Source organism: Pannonibacter indicus (assembly GCF_001418225.1).
Classification (GTDB): domain Bacteria; phylum Pseudomonadota; class Alphaproteobacteria; order Rhizobiales; family Stappiaceae; genus Pannonibacter; species Pannonibacter indicus.
This window is the reverse complement of record NZ_LIPT01000001.1, coordinates 480,669-498,743: the sequence shown is the minus strand read 5'-3', so window position 1 is coordinate 498,743 and position 18,075 is coordinate 480,669. Positions and strand designations below refer to the sequence as shown.

Annotated in this window: 15 protein-coding genes; 9 read left to right on the top strand and 6 right to left on the bottom strand. The window is 63.0% G+C overall.

All coding sequences use genetic code 11. From position 1 onward, the window contains the following. Positions 1-49 precede the first annotated feature (49 nt). The 8 genes from bglB (at position 50) to ASC48_RS02210 (ending at position 9,039) form a co-directional block, all read left to right on the top strand. On the top strand, positions 50-1,168 hold the full coding sequence (gene bglB / locus ASC48_RS02245; protein ID WP_055454165.1) for a beta-galactosidase BglB: 1,119 nt from the start codon (positions 50-52) through the stop codon (positions 1,166-1,168). Positions 1,169-1,262: 94 nt separating this feature from the next. Next, positions 1,263-2,543: an ABC transporter substrate-binding protein gene (locus tag ASC48_RS02240; RefSeq protein ID WP_055454164.1), complete on the top strand. Its 1,281-nt coding sequence runs from the start codon at positions 1,263-1,265 to the stop codon at positions 2,541-2,543. Between the two features lie 73 nt (positions 2,544-2,616). Next, positions 2,617-3,510, top strand: a complete 894-nt coding sequence (locus tag ASC48_RS02235; RefSeq protein WP_055454163.1) for a carbohydrate ABC transporter permease — start codon at positions 2,617-2,619, stop codon at positions 3,508-3,510. A gap of 109 nt (positions 3,511-3,619) precedes the next feature. Continuing rightward, on the top strand, positions 3,620-4,408 hold the full coding sequence (locus ASC48_RS02230; protein WP_244269987.1) for a carbohydrate ABC transporter permease: 789 nt from the start codon (positions 3,620-3,622) through the stop codon (positions 4,406-4,408). A 26-nt stretch (positions 4,409-4,434) separates the two neighbouring features. Beyond that, on the top strand, positions 4,435-5,523 hold the full coding sequence (locus ASC48_RS02225; protein WP_055454161.1) for an ABC transporter ATP-binding protein: 1,089 nt from the start codon (positions 4,435-4,437) through the stop codon (positions 5,521-5,523). Between the two features lie 100 nt (positions 5,524-5,623). Then, positions 5,624-6,913, top strand: coding sequence for a Gfo/Idh/MocA family protein (locus tag ASC48_RS02220; protein WP_055454160.1), 1,290 nt, complete (start codon positions 5,624-5,626; stop codon positions 6,911-6,913). Between the two features lie 27 nt (positions 6,914-6,940). Further along, entirely contained in the window at positions 6,941-7,975 is a 1,035-nt protein-coding gene (locus tag ASC48_RS02215) for a Gfo/Idh/MocA family protein (protein WP_055454159.1), read from the top strand. Beyond that, on the top strand, positions 7,972-9,039 hold the full coding sequence (locus tag ASC48_RS02210) for a Gfo/Idh/MocA family protein (protein ID WP_055454158.1): 1,068 nt from the start codon (positions 7,972-7,974) through the stop codon (positions 9,037-9,039). The genes ASC48_RS02215 and ASC48_RS02210 overlap by 4 nt, the downstream gene beginning before the upstream one ends. A gap of 151 nt (positions 9,040-9,190) precedes the next feature. Here the strand turns inward: ASC48_RS02210 and ASC48_RS02205 are convergent, their stop codons facing one another. The 6 genes from ASC48_RS02205 to ASC48_RS02180 form a co-directional block, all read right to left on the bottom strand. Beyond that, entirely contained in the window at positions 9,191-9,952 is a 762-nt protein-coding gene (locus ASC48_RS02205) for an ABC transporter ATP-binding protein (protein ID WP_055454157.1), read from the bottom strand. After that, a complete protein-coding gene (locus ASC48_RS02200; RefSeq protein WP_244269980.1) occupies positions 9,949-10,956 on the bottom strand; it encodes a FecCD family ABC transporter permease in 1,008 nt (335 codons plus the stop codon). The genes ASC48_RS02205 and ASC48_RS02200 overlap by 4 nt, the downstream gene beginning before the upstream one ends. Before the next feature lie 29 nt (positions 10,957-10,985). Continuing rightward, positions 10,986-12,002: an ABC transporter substrate-binding protein gene (locus ASC48_RS02195; RefSeq protein ID WP_055454155.1), complete on the bottom strand. Its 1,017-nt coding sequence runs from the start codon at positions 12,000-12,002 to the stop codon at positions 10,986-10,988. A gap of 335 nt (positions 12,003-12,337) precedes the next feature. After that, positions 12,338-14,746 (bottom strand): glycoside hydrolase family 31 protein, encoded by a 2,409-nt coding sequence (locus ASC48_RS02190; protein ID WP_055454154.1) that lies wholly within the window; start codon positions 14,744-14,746, stop codon positions 12,338-12,340. A 15-nt stretch (positions 14,747-14,761) separates the two neighbouring features. After that, positions 14,762-16,075, bottom strand: a complete 1,314-nt coding sequence (locus ASC48_RS02185) for a TRAP transporter large permease (RefSeq protein WP_055454153.1) — start codon at positions 16,073-16,075, stop codon at positions 14,762-14,764. A 6-nt stretch (positions 16,076-16,081) separates the two neighbouring features. Next, entirely contained in the window at positions 16,082-16,615 is a 534-nt protein-coding gene (locus ASC48_RS02180) for a TRAP transporter small permease (protein WP_055454152.1), read from the bottom strand. Between the two features lie 468 nt (positions 16,616-17,083). Between ASC48_RS02180 and ASC48_RS02170 the strand changes: the two genes are divergently transcribed. After that, positions 17,084-18,064: a TRAP transporter substrate-binding protein gene (locus tag ASC48_RS02170; protein ID WP_055454150.1), complete on the top strand. Its 981-nt coding sequence runs from the start codon at positions 17,084-17,086 to the stop codon at positions 18,062-18,064. Positions 18,065-18,075: the final 11 nt, after the last annotated feature.

Sequence of the window (18,075 nt, the reverse complement as noted above, 5' to 3'; positions counted from 1 at the left end):
GAATTGCGTTCCGAAAAAATTTCAAGCGGTATCTGGGAGGAGATCGCGCATGCATCCGCTGTTGCGGCAGAAGGAGAGGTTTGTCACCCGGGACGAGGTCTGCAGCCTCATCGACCGGCTGACCGGGAACCTCGTCAGCATCGAGGACAAGACGGGGGAATTCCTGCTCCGCCTCGAGGATGGCCGCGTCATTGATACCAAGGGTTGGGCCGGCTGGGAATGGACCCATGGAATCGGGCTCTATGGCCTGTTCCGCTACTGGCAGCTGACCGGCAATGCGGAGGCCATGCGCATCATCCGCGACTGGTTTTCGGCGCGGCTGGCGGAAGGCACGCCGACGAAGAACATCAACACGGTTGCCCCGTTCCTCACCCTCGCCTGGTTGCATGAGCTTGCGCCCAATCCGCAGTGGGTGCCCTATCTGGAAACTTGGGCCGAATGGGTGATGCATGAGATGCCGCGCACCCGCGAGGGCGGATTGCAGCACATCGTCTACAACAGCGTCAATGACCAGCAGATGTGGGATGACACGCTGATGATGAGCGTGCTGCCGCTGGCCAAGATCGGGCTTGTGCTGGGGCGCCCGGAGTATGTGGAAGAGGCAAAGTACCAGTTTCTGCTGCATATCCAGTATCTGATGGACACGCAAAGCGGCCTCTGGTTCCACGGCTGGAGCTTTGATGGCAACCACAACTTCGCCCGTGCCCTCTGGGCGCGCGGCAACAGCTGGATCACCATTGCGATCCCTGAGTTTATCGAGATGCTGGACCTGAAGGAGGGCGACGCGTTGCGCCGCCATCTGCTGTCGGTGCTGGGCCGTCAGGCCGCCGCGCTCAAGCAGTACCAGCACGAAAGCGGCCTGTGGCACACGCTGCTGGATGATCCTTCAAGCTATGTGGAAGCCTCGGCCACGGCGGGCTTTGCCTATGGCCTGATGAAGGGCGTGCGCAAGCGCTACCTGCCGGGTGGCTATCTTGAGGTGGCCGAGCGCGCCATGCGCGGTGTCGTTGCCAACATCAGCGAGGATGGCGAGCTGCAGCAGGTGTCCTTTGGCACCGCCATGGGCCATGACCTCGATTTCTACCGGGAGATCAAGCTGACCTCGATGCCTTACGGGCAGGCGATGGCCATGCTGTGCCTGACGGAGCTTTTGCGCAGCTACATCTGACAGGGCTGCGGGAGAATGCGGCGGGGAGAGGAGCCCTGCCGGAGCACAAAGGCCGCGGAATGGAGGTTCCGGGCCAAACAGGGAGGAGACCAGAATGACTGTCACACGCAGAACCGTCCTGGGGGGAATGGGTCTGGCTGCACTGGCCGCTGCCATGCCGGGCGGCGCGGCACTCGCCCAGAACCGCACGATCCGCCACTACTGGTGGGGCAATCCGGAGCGTGACAAGCGCACCTTTGCCGTGATCGAGGCCTTCCAGAGGAAGCATCCGGGCATCACCGTTTCGGGCGAGACCATCGGCTGGGGCGACTACTGGACCAAGATGGCCACCCAGACGGCCGGCCGCAACATGGCCGATCTGGTGCAGATGGATCACCGCTTCCTGTTTGAATATGTGGGCCGCGGTGCGCTGCAGCCGCTGGATGACCACATCGGCAAGACGCTGATGCTCGACGGTTTCGACCAGGGCCCGCTGGATGGTGGCAAGGTGGACGGCAAGCTTTATGCGCTGAATATCGGCTCCAATTCGCAGATGGTCGTCTTCAATGCCCGCGTCTTCAAGGACGCCCGCGTCGAGTTCGATCCCTACAGCTGGACGCATGAGGATTTCGCCCGGATTGCGGCTGAGATCACCAAGGCGTCCGGCGGCCGGGTGAAGGGCACGGACGATTTCTCCACCTATATCGAATATCTGGAAGCCTGGGTGCGCCAGCGCGGCCACGAATTCTACGACAACGATGGCAACGTGGCGGCGACGGCCGAAGACGCCGCGTCCTTCTTCCAGTACTGGGATGATCTGCGCAAGGCCGATGCCGTGGCCCCCAGGGACCGGGCGCTGATGCTGGATCCGGCGCTGGCCGATCGCGGTGTTGTCAAGGGCGATACGGCCATGTCGCTGATCTGGTCGAACCAGATCGTGGGTGTACAGGATCTGATGCAGGACGAGGCAGGCCCCGCCATGCTGCCGCATCTGGCCGGCGGTCAGCCGGGCCAGTTCATCAAGCCATCCATGTTCCTGTCCCTGTCTCGCGATGCCAAGGACGTGGATGCGGCCATGGCCTATATGAACGACTGGGTGAATGATCCGGAGATCACCGCAATTCTCGGCCTTGAGCGCGGCATTCCCTGCTCGCCGAAGGTGCGCGAAGCGCTGGCGCCGTCCTTCAGCTCCATCGAGAAGCGCACGGTCGATTACTTCACAGCCATTCAGGACAAGGTCGGCCCGCTGCCGATGCCGCAGCCCAAGGGCGCGGGCGAGGTGCGGGATGCCTTCATGCGCACAGCTTCGAATGTGATCCTCGGCACGCAGACACCCGCCGATGCCGGTGCGGAATTCATCGACGACGCTCAGTCGATCATCGAGCGCGCGCGCTGATACGCGCATCGCCTGGAACCATCCGCCCCACCCTCCGGCGGGGCGGATGCCTGCAAGACAAGGCCTGCCTTTCATGAAACGGTTCCTCGCCCGCAACGCGCCCGGATATCTGTTCCTGTCTCCGTGGCTGCTCGGCTTCTTCCTTCTGGCCCTCGGGCCGATCCTCGTCTCGCTCTACCTGTCCTTCACCAGATACGACATGGTGAGTGATCCGCGCTGGGTTGGTCTTGGCAATTATGAATACATGTTCAGCCGCGACCGCCGGTTCTGGAAGGCACTGGAGGTGACCTTCACCTACGTGGTTCTGGCCGTTCCGGCCCGTCTGGCCTTTGCACTGGCGGTGGCGATGCTGCTGGACAAGGGACTGCGGACCATCGGGCTCTACCGTGCGATCTTCTATCTGCCCTCCCTGCTGGGGGCTTCCGTGGCCATTGCCATTCTCTGGCGGGAGCTGTTTGCGGCCTCTGGCGTCGTCAACGAGGTGCTGGGCTTCTTCGGCATTGCCGGCACGGACTGGATCACCAATCCGAAGACCTCGCTCTACACGCTGGTGGCGCTGGCTGTCTGGCAGTTCGGTTCGCCGATGCTGATCTTCCTGGCTGGCTTGCGCGGCATTCCAAGGGATCTCTATGAGGCGGCGGAAATTGACGGCACGCCGAAATGGCGCCAGTTCACCCGCATCACCCTGCCGCTGCTGGCGCCGGTCATCTTCTTCAATCTGGTGCTGCAGACAATCGATGCCTTCAAGACCTTCTCCAGCGCCTTCATCATTTCGAACGGTGTCGGGGCGCCGGCGGACAGCCTGCTGTTCTTCACGGTCTATCTGTTCAACGAGGCCTTCAAATTCTTCCGCATGGGCTATGCCTCGGCACTGGCCTGGGTGCTGCTGCTGATCATTGCGGCCTTCACGGCGCTTGCCTTCTTCACCTCGAAATACTGGGTGCACTATGACAACGACCGCGACTGACCTTGACCGGGCCATCGAGGCCGATGAAGCCGCACGCATCGCCCATGAGCTGCGCCTCAAGCGCGACCGGCGCGAGCGCAACGGCCGTTACCTGAAGCATCTGTTCCTGATGCTGTTTTCGGTGGTGATGCTCTATCCGCTGTTCTGGCTGACGGCCTCCTCGCTGAAGCCGGAAAACGAGATTTTCGGCAGCCTGTCGCTGTGGCCGTCGAGCTTCCAGTTCGACAATTACACCAAGGGCTGGTTTGCCCTGCCGGTGCCTTTCACCACCTTCTACGTCAACTCCACCATCGTTACGGTGCTGTCGGTCATCGGCAACCTGATCTCCTGCTCCTTTGCGGCCTATGCCTTTGCGCGGCTGCAGTTCACGGGGCGCAGCTTCTTCTTCGCGCTGATGATGATGACGCTGATGATCCCCTATCACGTGGTGCTGATCCCGCAGTATGTGATGTTCCTCAATCTTGGCTGGGTGGACACCTACCTGCCGCTGGTGGTGCCGCGCTTCCTGGCGGCAGATGGTTTCTTCATCTTCCTGATGGTGCAGTTCTTCCGCCAGCTGCCGCGGGAGCTGGACGAGGCGGCGATGATCGACGGTTGTTCGCCTTTCAAGATCTACTGGGCCATCATCGTGCCTCTGTCGCTTCCGGCCATGGCAACGGCGGCGATCTTCTCGCTGATCTGGGTGTGGGAGGATTTCCTCGCCCCGCTCATCTACCTCAATGACATCAAGAGCTACACCGTGCCGCTGGCGCTTCGCCTGTTCCTCGATCAGGAGGGCCAGTCCCTCTACGGACAGATGTTTGCCATGTCGGTGCTCTCGCTCGTGCCGGTGCTGATCTTCTTCGTGGCCTTCCAGAAGCTGATCGTGCGCGGCATCGCGACCTCCGGAATGAAGTGAGAGCAGGGCTCCAAGGGAACATAACTATGGCTGGATTGACACTTCGCAACGTCGGCAAGAGCTACGGCAAGCTCAGCATCATCAAGGGGCTTGATCTCGACGTGGTGGACGGGGAATTTCTTGTGCTCGTCGGCCCTTCGGGTTGCGGCAAGTCCACCCTGCTGCGCATGATTGCCGGGCTTGAGGATATCTCCGAGGGCACGATTTCCATCGGCAGCACCATCGTCAACGATCTGCCTGCCTCCAAGCGCGAGCTGTCGATGGTGTTCCAGAGCTACGCTCTCTATCCGCATATGACCGTCGCCAAGAACCTCGCTTTCGGTCTGCAGAATTTCAAGGTGCCGAAAGCGGAGGTGGCCCGGCGCGTGGCGGAGGCGGCGCGAATCCTGCAGATCGAGGCGCTGATGGAGCGCAAGCCGCGCCAGCTGTCCGGCGGGCAGAAGCAGCGTGTGGCCATTGGCCGGGCCATCGTGCGCGAGCCGAAGCTCTTCCTCTTCGACGAACCGCTTTCGAACCTTGATGCCGAACTGCGCGTGCAGATGCGCGCCGAGCTTGCCGCGCTCTACAACCGCCTCGGCACCACGATGATCTACGTGACCCATGATCAGGTGGAAGCCATGACCATGGCGAGCCGCATCGTTGTGCTGCGCGGCGGCAAGATCGAGCAGGTGGGCACGCCGCAGGAGCTTTACACAAAGCCCCGCAACCTCTTCGTCGCCGGCTTCATCGGTTCGCCCAAGATCAACCTGATGACGGCCAGCCATTCTGCCGCGGATGGTGCGTCTACGGCGGATGTGGAGGGCTTTGGCCGCTTCACCATTCCGCAGCTGGCCACACGTGATGCGAAACTGACGATCGGCATGCGCCCTGAGTCCATGCGCATCGGCGAAGGTGAGGTGCAGGGGCAGGGCAGCCTCCGGCTGGTCGAGTATCTCGGCAGCGAGACGTTGCTGCATGTGGCGCTGGCGAATGGCCAGGTGCTGCTGGTCAGCGATTCCAGCCGCCGCGCCTTCCGCGCCGGAGACATGGTGCCGGTCGGCTTCGATCCGTCAGACCTTCATTACTTCGATGCCTCGGGCGAGCGCACCGGGGCTGCCAATGCCGGCATTCAATGAGCTTGTCTCATTGAGTGCCGGTCAAGCCCGTGCGGGCATGAGCAATTTCAAGGCATGATGCGTCAGCATCGGAAGACTTGGTATAACGAGAGCCAGACCAGTGAAGATAGCTATCGTTGGATGCGGATCGCGGCACAAGATGTTCCGCGATTCCGTTGTCGAGGATTACTCGGACAAGCATGAGATCGTCGCCCTGTGCGACAGCAACGGCCACCGGCTGCGGCTGGCGGCGGAAGCCGCCTCGCAGCCCGGCACCAACGGGGTTGCGACCTATCTGGCGGGCGACTTTGACCGGCTGATCGCCGAGCAGAAGCCCGACACGGTGGTGGTGGCAACGCCGGATTTCCTGCACAGCGACTACATCATCCGCGCCTTCGAGGCGGGCTGCGATGTGATCTGCGAAAAGCCGCTGACCATTGATCTGACACGGCTGAAGATGATCCTCGACGCGCAGGCCCGCACAGGCCGCAAGGTGATGGTCACCTTCAACTACCGCTATTCACCGGCCCGCACGCAGATCAAGGAGCTGATCATGTCGGGTGCCATCGGCACAGTGACGGCGGTCGATTTCCGCTGGCATCTCGACCGGGTGCACGGGGCTGACTATTTCCGCCGCTGGCACCGGCAGAAGGAAAACTCAGGCGGGCTGCTGGTGCACAAGTCCACCCATCATTTCGACCTGCTGAATTGGTGGCTTGGCTCCGTTCCGGTGGATGTGTTCGCCTCCGGCCGCCGGGCTTTCTACCGGCCGGAAATGGCGCAGGAGCTGGGCCTGGGCGGACGCGGCGCCCGCTGTGCGGACTGCGCGGTTGCCTCGTCCTGCGAATTCGAGCTGGACATGGACGGGGACGAAAACCTGCGCAGCCTCTACCGTGAGGCGGAGGACGAGGATGGCTACTTCCGCGACCGCTGCGTCTTTGATGCGGATATCGGCATCGAGGACACGATGCAGGCCCACATCCGCTATGCTTCCGGTGTGACGGCCAACTATACCCTGACCGCCTATTCCCCATGGGAGGGGCTGGAGATCAAGTTCCAGGGCACGAAGGGGGACATCACCCACCGGCACGTGGAAGTGCATGGCGTGTTTGGCGGCGAGCGTGCCCATGCGGGCGGGGATGCGGTGACGACCGAGCTGCATCTGGCTGGCGAGCACCCGCGCATGCTCGACGTACCGCATGGCGAAGGCCACCATGGCGGTGCTGATCCGGTGATGCTGGGCTACATTTTCGATCCCGACGGCATGGAGCCCGACCGCTTTGGCCGTGCTTCGGACCATGTGGCGGGCGGCTGGTCGATCCTGACCGGCATTGCCGCAAACATGTCCATCGAGACCGGCTCCGCCGTGAACATTCCCACCATGCTGCGGGCCCGCGGCATCAAGCTTTAAGTCCTGAAGAGAAACAGGGAGGCCGTCATGGAACGGGCGATCCGGGTTGGCGTCATCGGCGTTGACCATGGCCATATTCTCGGCATGGCCGCATCCATGCGCGCGGCAGGTGCGCAGATCGTTGCCTGGAGCACGGGCGTAGACACGGGTGACGCAGAGCGCGCCGCCTTCCGCAGCCTGTTTCCTGACGTGCCGCAGCGCGAGGAGGCCGCCGTTCTGGAGGATGGCAGCCTTGATATCATCCTGAGCGCGGCGGTGAATGCCGACAGGGCGCGGATCGCCATTGCCGCCATGCGCCACGGCAAGGACGTGATGGTGGACAAGCCGGGCTGCACCTCGCTGGAGCAGCTGGCACAGATCCGGCAGGCGCAGGCGGAAACCGGGCGGATCTGGTCCGTCTGCTTCTCCGAGCGCCTGCAGGTGGAAAGCGCAACGCTGGCCGGGCAATTGATCGCCGAAGGGCGGATCGGCAAGGTGGTGCAGACCGTTGGTCTTGGGCCCCACCGGCTGAATGCGCCAACACGCCCGGACTGGTTCTGGTCCCGCGAGCGCTCCGGCGGCATTCTTACGGATATCTGCGCGCATCAATTTGACCAGTTCCTGTTCTTCACCGGCTCCACCGCCGCAAGGGTGGTCAGCGCCCACGCGGGCAATGTGGCCAATGCGGAGCGGCCCGGTTTTCAGGACTTCGGCGAAGTGCTGCTGGAGGGGAGCGGCGGGCGCGGATATGCCCGGGTGGACTGGCTGACGCCGGATGGCCTGCCGGTCTGGGGTGATGGACGCATGACCATTCTGGGCACTGAAGGCTTCATCGAGCTGCGCAAATACATCGATATCGCGGGCCGCCCCGGCAAGGATCACGTGTTCCTGTCAGACCGCAGCGGAACGCAATATCTCAACGCCGAAGGGGCCGGGAAGCCCTATTTCGCGGCGCTTTGCGCGGACATCCTGGCGCGGGGCGAAAGCGCGATGCCGCAGGCGCACGCCTTTCTGGCAACGGAACTGGCCCTGACAGCACAGCAGATGGCGGAAGCGGCAGGACAGGGGGAGACTGCAGAATGAGCCGTCCCATAGGTATTGCCGTTCTGGGGGCCGGCATCGGCAAGGCGCATGCGCTGGCCATCGCCGGTCTGCCGGATCACTACCGCCTGCTTTACGTCTGCGATCTGGACAGGGCGCGGGCGGAAGAGGCTGCCAGCGCCGCGCCGGGTTGCAAGGCAGTGACGGACATGGCCGAAGTGCTGGCGGATCCTGAGGTGGAGATTGCCGCTATCTGCCTGCCGCCGCGCCTGCATCATGCGGTGACGCTCAAGGTGCTGGCCGCGGGCAAACATGCCATCTGCGAAAAGCCGCTGGCCGGTTCCCTGCGCGAGGTGGACGAGATCATCGCGGCGGCAGAACAGGCAGGCCGCCATGTGTTTCCGGTGTTCCAGTACCGCTACGGCGCCGGCTACCGGGGCGTCCATGCGCTGAAGCAGGCCGGCCTGCTGGGCAAGGCCTATACGCTGTCCATCGAGACCCACTGGCAGCGCGGGGCAGCCTATTACGCGCCGGCCTGGCGCGGCACCTGGGCGGGCGAGATGGGCGGCGTCATCGTCAGCCATGCCTGCCATGCCCACAACCTTGCCACCTTCCTCATGGGTGACGTGCAGGAGGTGGCGGCCTTCCTTGAGACGCGGGTGAACCCGATCGAGACGGAAGACTGCGCCGCCATCATCCTGCGGCTTGAAAGTGGTGCGCTGGCCACATCCTCGGTGACGGTGGGGGCGGCAGGAAATTCGTCCCGCTTCCGTGCCTGTTTCGAGCATGTGACCGCGACATCCGGCACGCATCCCTATCAGATCGGGGCCGGTCCCTGGACGTTCGAGGCCACGGATCCGGCCCGTCAGGCGGAAATCGATGCCGTCGTGGCTGCCGCAGCCGAACCGCCGCTGCGCTATGCCGGCCAGCTTGCCGACATTCACGCAAGGCTCAGCGGCCAGCCGGATCTCTACCTGCCCAGCCTGGCCGAGGCGCGCCATTCGGTGGAACTGATGACGGCGCTTTATGCTTCTGCGCGCGGCGAAGGCCTCGTCAGATTGCCGCTCTCCGCAGACCATCCGCTCTACGGCGGCTGGCAGCCCTGACCGGGCTGTGCCGGTGCTACCAAGCTACCAACTTTCAATGAGCTTGACCCGTCAAGAGCTGGTCAAGCCCATACGGCCTGAGCAATTGCAAGGCGTTACGCGTCAGTGTTCATAGCCTTGGTATGAGCGATTGCCAGAGGGGGCTCCTCTGCTACTTCAGAAACTGGATATGCGGGCCTTTATGGTGGTCGGAGGGGCTGACGTGGGCTCTGACGCAGAAGACGCAGCGAAGCAGGTCTTCGGTCAGGATCTCTGCGGGCGTGCCATTGGCGACGATGCGGCCCTGTTCCAGCACGATGATGCGGTCGCAGAACATCGCGGCGTGGTTGAGGTCATGCAGCGCGATGATGCTGGTGACGGGCAGGCCTGCAATGAGCTTCAGCAGGCTGATCTGGTGCTGGATGTCCAGATGGTTGGTCGGCTCATCAAGGATCAGTTCGCGCGGGCTCTGGGCCAGGGCGCGGGCGATGTGGGCGCGCTGCTTTTCGCCGCCCGAGAGATGCTGCCAGCGCTCGTGCCGCTTGGCGGCCATGCCGGAGCGCTCCAGCGCCTCTTCCACCGCGTGTTCATCGGCCTTTGTCCAGCCGGAGAACATGGAGCGGTGCGGGAAGCGGCCGAGCTTGACCACGTCCTCAACCTTGAGATTGGCGTTGGTGGTGGCGTGCTGTTCGACGAAAGCCACACGCTGGGCCACCGTCTTGCGGGAGATCTTTTGAATGTCCCGGTCTTCCAGCAGCACGCGGCCGGAATGGGGCTGCTTGAGCCCCGCCAGCAGGCGCAGCAGCGAGGTCTTGCCTGAGCCGTTCGGCCCCAGCAGCCCCAGCATTTCGCCGGGCCTTGCCTCGAAGGATATGTCCTCCAAAACGGTTTTGGCGCCAATCTTCCAGGCAATGTTTTCAGACCTGATGCTCATGATGCACGCTGGAAACGGTAGAGGATGATGGAGAAGACCGGCACGCCGACAAGGGCCGTCACGACGCCGATCGGCAGAACCTGCTGCGGGATGAGCAGGCGCGAGGCAATGTCCGCCAGCACCATGAAGATGGCCCCGCCAATGGCGCAGGCCGGCAGCAGCCGGATGTGCAGCGGCCCCACAAGGAAGCGTGCTGCATGGGGAATGACCAGCCCGACGAAGCCGATGGAGCCCACCATGCTGACGATGGTGGCGGTGAGAAGCGCGGTCAGGCAGAACAGGCTGAGGCGGGCGCGGCTGACGTTGACGCCGAGCGCTGCGGCCGATTCATCACCAAAGGCAAAGGCATCCAGGATCCGCGAATAGGCGAGGCAGGCGATGAGGCCAATGCCGACGACGGCGGACACCAGCGCAAATTCCGGCCAGCGCACGCCACCGAAGCTCCCCAGCAGCCAGAACATGATGTCGCGCGCCTGCTGGGCATTGCCCGAGGTTGTCACGACATAGGATGTTGCCGCATTGAAAAGCTGGGAAGCGGCAACGCCGGCCAGGATGGTGCGGTCAGCACCGCCTCTGGTGCCGTTGGACAGCAGTGCGACGAAGAGAAAGGCGGCAAAGGCACCGGCAAAAGCGCCAGCGGAGAGCGAGACGGCTCCCGACCCGAGCCCGAGAATGACCACACCCACGGCACCGGTGGAGGCGCCCGCCGAAATGCCCAGCACATAGGGTTCGGCCAGAGGATTGCGCAGCAGCGACTGCATGATTGCGCCGGACAGGGCAAGGCCTGCGCCGCAGAAGGCGGCAACCAGCGCACGGCTGAGCCGGTAATCCCAGATCACCGTCTCATGAATGCGGTTAAGCCCGGCTGTCGTCCAGCCGAGCTTGTTGGTGATCGCCAGGAACGTAGTGGACACGGGGATCGGCAGATCACCGATCCCGACGCTGACCGCTACCGCGAACAGCACCACCAGAAGCGACAGGAAGACTGCCGCGGTAACCGTCACGCCCTGACGCAATGCCTGCGATGACGATGTCACTTCAGCAGACCGCGCTCTTTCAGCTGCTGGGCAACCTCTTCGGCACCATAAATGGTGCGGACGGTCGGATTCATAGCCTGGCCGTCCATGACGACGATGGCGTTGTTCTTTACCGCCGGCATCTGGCTGGTGGCCGGGTCTGTGGTCAGGAACTTGATCTTGGCATCAGCCTTGTCGAGTTCCCAGCGGTTCCGGTCAAGACGCGACACGACGATGACTGAGGGATTGGCAGCAATGATGCCTTCCCAGCCGATGGTCGGCCATTCGGCTTCCGCCGTGATCGCGTTCACGCCGCCCAGCACATCGGCGATATAGCCCGAAGCGCTGTACTTGCCGCCGACATAGGCATCTGCCGTGGGGGACTGGCTGGAGAACCAGAAGACATAGGACAGCTTTTCGCCGCTGGTGCTGACGGAGGAGCGCAGGGCTGCCTCACGGGACTTCAGGTCGGCGATCAGCGCCTGGCCACGGTCTGCCACGTCGAAGATCTGCGACAGCTCGTCAATTTCCTGGAACAGGACATCCATGTTCCACAGCTTGTCACGGCTGCCGTAAACGTCCTTGCCGCCTGCAGTCTTCAGGCACGTGCCGGGCGACAGATAGGCGGGAACGCCAACCTTTTCGAAATCTTCGCGCTTGGCAACCTTGCTGTCCGGGCCAAGCAGGCTGGGCAGGGCGGCTGCGACAAAATCCGGGTTTTCGGCGAGGATGGATTCGAAGGTGGGGAACTCAACCGTCAGCAGCTTCACCTTGGCATTGGCGTCAGCCAGCTGCGGCATCACCTTGCTGGGCCAGAAAGCGGTGCCGGCCATCTTGTCCTCAAGGCCGAGCAGCAGCAGGATTTCCGCGCTGTTCTGGCCAAGGCCGATGGCCCGATCCGGTGCCTTGGTGAAGGTGACCGGCACGCCGCAATTCTCGATGGTCAGCGGATACCGGGTCTGTGCAGCGGAGGCTGCCGTTGCCGTGGCGGCAAGGCAAGCGGCGACGCTCGAGGCGATCAGAAGAGATTTCATGGGGGTGTTCCGGCCAAGCTGTTGAAGCTGGCGCCTTGTAACTGCACGCGCTGAAGCAAACAAGACTCTAAAACTCATATTTTGTGGGCCTGTGAGTTTTTTGAGCCGCAGCCTATGCGGGGCGTTCGTTCACGGTTTTCTGCCCTGCCAGCCTTGTCCCCCGGGACAAAAAGAAAGCGCGGATGACCGGGGTCATCCGCGCCAAGGTGCGTCTTGGGAGGACCTTGAAAAAAGGCCCGGGTTTGCCGGCAGGGCCGGTGCCCGTGCTCTTCTTGTTGTGGCGGTCCTCGGACCGCCGGGGTTCTTGCGGCGGACGCTTCCGCCCGCCTTTGACGTCAGGCAGCCGGAACGGTGACGGTGGCGCCGTTTGCTGCCGCGACGCCATTGACGCTCAGCTTGCGCGTTTCACCTGCCGGCAGGATCACCTTCGCCTCTGTCCATGCCGGGGAGTAGGCGCCCGTGCGGGAGAGGGTGAGGCTGATGCTGTCTGCATCGCTGGTCAGTTCCATGCGGATCAGGGCATGGTTACCGTCCAGCGCGTTGGCGGCAAAGCCGTCGTCCGCATATTCATGACTGACGCTGGAAGCTGCTCCTTGTGCCGGGAAGATGGCGAAGGTGCGGGCCGTGTCCTTGCGGCTGTCGGCGCGGGTCAGGCCTTCGGCCAGCGGCAGCACGCTGCCTGCACGCACGAACAGCGGCATGGAGCCGAGCGTGACGGGCAGGGTGAGTTCCTGACCGCCTGCATACCACTCGCCGGTCCAGAAGTTCCACCAGCCTGTGCCGTTCTCCGGCAGATATAGCCTGCGGGACGTGGCACCCTTGTCCATGACGCTTGCCACCAGCAGGTCACGGCCGATCAGGAACTCGTCGCTCTCGGCGAAGGTGCGTGCGTCGCTTTCGTGGTCGAGGAAGGTCGGGCGCAGCATCGGCTCGTCGGCCGTCACCGCCGCATGCAGCACCGTATAAAGGTACGGCAGCAGGCGGTAGCGGAACTTGATCGCGTCGCGGATGTGGTCCGTCACTTCCGGGAACATCCAGGGCTCGTTGACCGTGCGGTCGTCGTTCCAGGAATGGATGGTGAAGCGCGGATGGAAGATGCCGTTCTGCACCCAGCGGACAAACAGCTCCGGCTCGGGACGCGGACCGGCAAAGCCGCCCACGTCATGGCCGATGTTGTAGAGGCCGGACAGCGACATGCCGAGGCCCATGCGGGTGTTGTAGCGCACGGTTTCCCAGGCGGTGCGGTTATCACCGGACCATGTCTGGGCGTAGCGCTGCAGCCCCGGTGCGCCGGAACGGGAGATGAGATAGGGGCGCACATCCGGCTGGTGGCGCACCTGTGCCTCGTAGCTGGCGCGGGTCATCAGCACTGGCATCAGCGGGCGGATGAGACCGATGTCGATGGTCTCGCCGAAGCCGTTGCAGCGGGCGTGGCTGTCCCAGATCTCGTATTCGTTGTTGTCGTTCCAGGTGGAGTTGATGCCGTAACCAAGCAGCTTTTCGGTCACGTTCTGCTGCCACCAGGCGATGGTTTCCGGGTTGGTGAAGTCAAGGTGTGCGCCTTCGTCATCCCAGAACACGGAGCGGGCGGGCGTGTCGCTCTCGCTGTCGAGAACGAAGAGTTTCTTCGCCGCCACATCGGCGAACATCGGGTGGTCCTGCAGCAGGCAGGGCTTGATGTTGGCCGCCAGATGCAGACCGGCGGAGGCGAATTTCGCCGACATGCCCGCCGGGTCCGGCACCTTGGCCGTGTTCCAGTTGAAGACGTAGCGCTTCAGGCCGATGGAGGTGTAGCCCGAGGACAGCTGGAAGCTGTCGCAGGGGATGTCGTGTTCTTCCACCAGCCGGACGAAGCCTTCCAGCTGCTCCTGCGCGTTCTCTGCATCTGTGTAATGCATCGTCGAGCCGGAGTAGCCGATGGTCCACAGCGGCGGGAAGGCGGTGCCGCCAGTGAGGCGGACATTGGCCTTGACCACATCCAGAATCGAGGCACCCCAGCTCATGTAATAGTCGAGGTCGCCGTCTTCGGCACGGTAGGCGCGGTAGGGCTTGTGGTAGTTGTCCAGCTCGTTGCCGAGATCGAACCAGCTGCCTGCAAGGTTATCGTAGAAGATGCCGAAGGCACCGGCCGAGGCCGTGCGGGTGATGCTGAAGGGCCAGTGCTTGTAGAGCGGGTCCGTCGAGCGGGCGTCATAGCCCATGGCATCGAGGTTGCGCATCTCGAAGCGGCGGCCGGAGCGCTCCACGTCGCCTGCCTTTTCGCCAAGGCCGTAGACCCGCTCGCCGGTCTTGCGCAGCAGGAAATGGGCATGGGCGTGAGACTTCACGTCCAGCAGATAGGCGCCGGTGGGGCGGTCTTCGGCAAAGACGAGGAAGCTGCCATCGGCCTGCTTCGCTTCCCAGACGAAAGTGAGCGGCTTCGTGATGGTGAGGCGGAGCTTGTCCGTGGTGATGACGATGCCGGCCTCGCCATTGTCGGTCAGCTTGAAGGCCGGGCAGGAGAAACCCGAAAGGTCACGCCGCGAGCGGCCTTCCCACGGGGTTTCGCAAGGGGTGGCCGTGCCTTCGGGCTTGGGCGCTACGGTCCAGCTGCGGCCGAGGCGGAAGTCTCCGTTCTTACGCAGCTGCACGCGGAACAGGGCGTCTTCCAGCACTTCCACGGTCATCACGTGGCGGCCTTCGACGGCCAGCTCGATGCCGGCCTCGATGGAACGGGTGAGGGTGAATGTCTCAAGCGTTTTCATGACTTGTCTCCAGCGTCAGCCGCCATAACCCAGCAGCAGGCGCGGCAGCGCCAGGCTCAGGTCCGGAACATAGGTGATCAGCAGCAGCACGGCGAACTGCATGGCCATCATCGGCAGCAGCGGGCGCAGGACGCGGGCGATCGAGACCTTGGCCACGGAGCAGCCGACGAACAATGCAGAGCCGACGGGCGGGGTGCAGATGCCAAGGCAGAGGTTGAAGGTCATCATCACGCCGAAGTGGACCGGGTCCATGCCCAGATCCTTCACCACCGGCAGGAAGATGGGGGTGAAGATCAGCAGTGCGGGCGTCATGTCCATGAACATGCCGACGACCAGCAGGGCGATGTTGATGATCAGCAGCAGCACCAGCGGGTTCTCGGACAGCGACAGCAGCAGGTCGGAGATGGTGTAGGGAATGTCGGCAAAGGCCATGACGCGGGACATGGCGATGGAGCAGCCGACCATCAGCAGCACGATGGATGTGGTGACGGCGGACTCGATCATGATCCCCGGCAGGTCGCGGATGCTGATTTCCCGGTACCAGACGAGAGCCAGCAGCAGCGTATAGACCACAGCGACGGCCGACGCCTCGGTGGGCGTGAAGATGCCCCTGATGATGCCGCCCATGATGACAATGATCAGCCCAAGCGGAAGCAGTGCATCGCCGGTCTTCCGGATCACTTCCCTCCAGCTTGGGCGCGGAGCGACCGGATAGCCGCGCTTCTTCGCCACGATACCGGCGACGAGCATGATGCCGAGCCCCATGAGGATGCCCGGCACGTAACCTGCGACAAACAGCGCTGCAATCGAGGTGCCGCCGGAAATCAGCGAGAAGACGATGAAGGTGGTGGAGGGCGGAATCAGCAGGCCGGTCGGGCAGGAGGCAATGTTGACGGCAGCGGAAAACGCCGGGTCATAGCCTTCCTTCTTCTGCAGTGGTGCCATGACGCCGCCAACGGCTGCCGCTGCGGCCACGGCCGAGCCGGAGATCGAGCCGAACATCATGTTGGCCAGCACGTTGCAGTGGGCCAGCGAGCCCGGCAGGCGGCCGCCAAGAACCTTGGCGAGCTCGATGAGACGCAAGGCGATGCCGCCCCGGTTCATGATGTTGCCCGCCAGAATGAAGAAGGGCACGGCCAGGAGCGTGAATGTATCGAGGCCCGAGGCCAGCTGCTGCGCCGTGTTGTTGATCGACTGGTCGTAGGTCAGGAACAGGGTGAAGGTCAGGACCGTCGAGATGCCGATTGCAAAGGCAATCGGAACGCCGATGAACATGAGCAGGAAGAATGCGCCAAACAGGGTGATGGCGCTCATCAATTCGGTTTCCATCGTCGCTTATCCTTTGCCCGGTTCTGCGCCGGATGAGGCATCGGCGTCGAGATCTTCAACGGGGGCGTAACGGCCTGTGAGGAGCCCTGCGGCGAAATCGGCGCAGTAGTAGAGCATCAGGCCGCCGGAAATGGGGACGGCTGCGTAGACGTAGCCCATCAGAATGTTGAGGACAGGAACGATCTGGCCGGAAGACAGCGTCCGCTGCACAAGCGCCATGCCGCCCTTGACCATCACGATGGCGGCAAAGGCCGCGATCAGGGCCGTGACCAGCAGCGCAAGGTTGCGGGCGGCTTTCCGGGATGACATCTGGATCAGGAAGTCGATCGCCAGATGCTTGCGCTGGCCCAGAGTATAGGCCGCACCGATCAGGCCGACCCAGATGAACAGAACGCGTGCGATGCTTTCCATGATGACGCTTGGGGTCGGCAATACGTATCGGGAAAGCACCTGCCAGACGACGCAAACCGTCATGACGGCAAACATCGCGGCGATGAACAGGCCCAGCACGCGGTCAACGTGGGCTTTCAGTGCATGCATGGCTGCATGTCCTCCAAGTGGGGCAGGCAGCCTGCCCCGGTTTCCTCCCGGGACCTTTTATGTCCCGGCCTGCCTTTCAATCTTGGTCTGCCGGTCTGCTGCACCGGTTGTCCGCATGTCCTGGCAGCAGCCGGTGCCTCGTTGGGCAGGAGCATGCTGCGGTTCGGTATGGCGGTTGGGCCGCCGCTGCTGACAACTGTCCCGGTGTTGAAGCCCCCAGACAATGCCGGAAAATGAGGCGGATTGCCTCCATAACCGGCTGGTCAGAGAAAACCTATTTCCGGGAATTGGTCAACCAATTTCCAAAACAGGTTGACAAAGACGGTGCTTTGACGAAATTTCTGGTCGCGCGCCGGGCCTTTTTGATCAACCAATCTGGTCGGAGGGTGCCGCCGGTTTCCGATGTGGCCGGCAGGGGGAGGTTCCTCGCCGCGCGCATCCTGAAGTATCATCGGGAGGTAATTTGACATGCGTATGACCTATCGTCTCGGCGCTCTGGCTGGTGCAGCCCTGCTGGCTTTTTCCGCAACTGCCGACGCCCGCACCCTGAAGCTCAACCACAACAACCCGGAAGACCATCCGCTGCACAAGTCGATGGAATTCATGGCCAAGCGCGTCGATGAACTGACCAGCGGCAGCCTGAAGATCCGCATCTATGCGAATGCGCAGCTGGGCAACCAGCGCGAATCCATGGAAATGCTGCAGAACGGTTCGCTCGACATGGCCCGCTCCAACGCCAGCGAGCTGGAAGCCTTCGAAGAATCCTACACGCCGCTGAACCTGCCGTTCCTGTTCAAGGACGAAGAGCACGCCTACAAGGTGTTCTCCGGCGAGATCGGCACCGACATTCTCGAAGCTTCCAAGGACAAGGGCTTCATCGGCATCGCCTACTACGTGGAAGGCGCGCGCTCCTTCTATGCCAACAAGGAAATCAAGTCCCCGGCCGACCTGAAGGGCATGAAGATCCGCGTGCAGCCGAGCCCGACCGCTATCCGCATGGTCGAGCTGATGGGCGCAAGCCCGACCCCGATTGCCTATGGCGAGCTGTACAGCGCCCTGCAGCAGGGAGTGGTTGACGGGGCCGAGAACAACCCGCTGGCTCTGACCACCGCCCGCCATGGTGAAGTCGCAAAGATCTTCTCCGAGGACGAGCACACCATGGTTCCGTCCGTGGTGCTGGTCTCCACCCAGACCTGGGATACCCTGTCCGACGAGGAAAAGGCTGCCCTGAAGCAGGCTGCCCATGAGTCCATGGACCTGCACCGCGCCAGCTGGAACGAGCAGGTTGCCGCCGGAAAGGTGCAGGCGGAGAAGGAAATGGGCGTGAAGTTCGTGGCCGTCGACAAGGCTCCGTTCGCTGAAGCCGTGAAGCCGATGATCGAGGAAGCTGCCGCCAAGTCTCCGCGCGTTGCCGACCTCATCAAGCGCATTCAGGCCGCTGGCGAGTAAGACAACTGGAA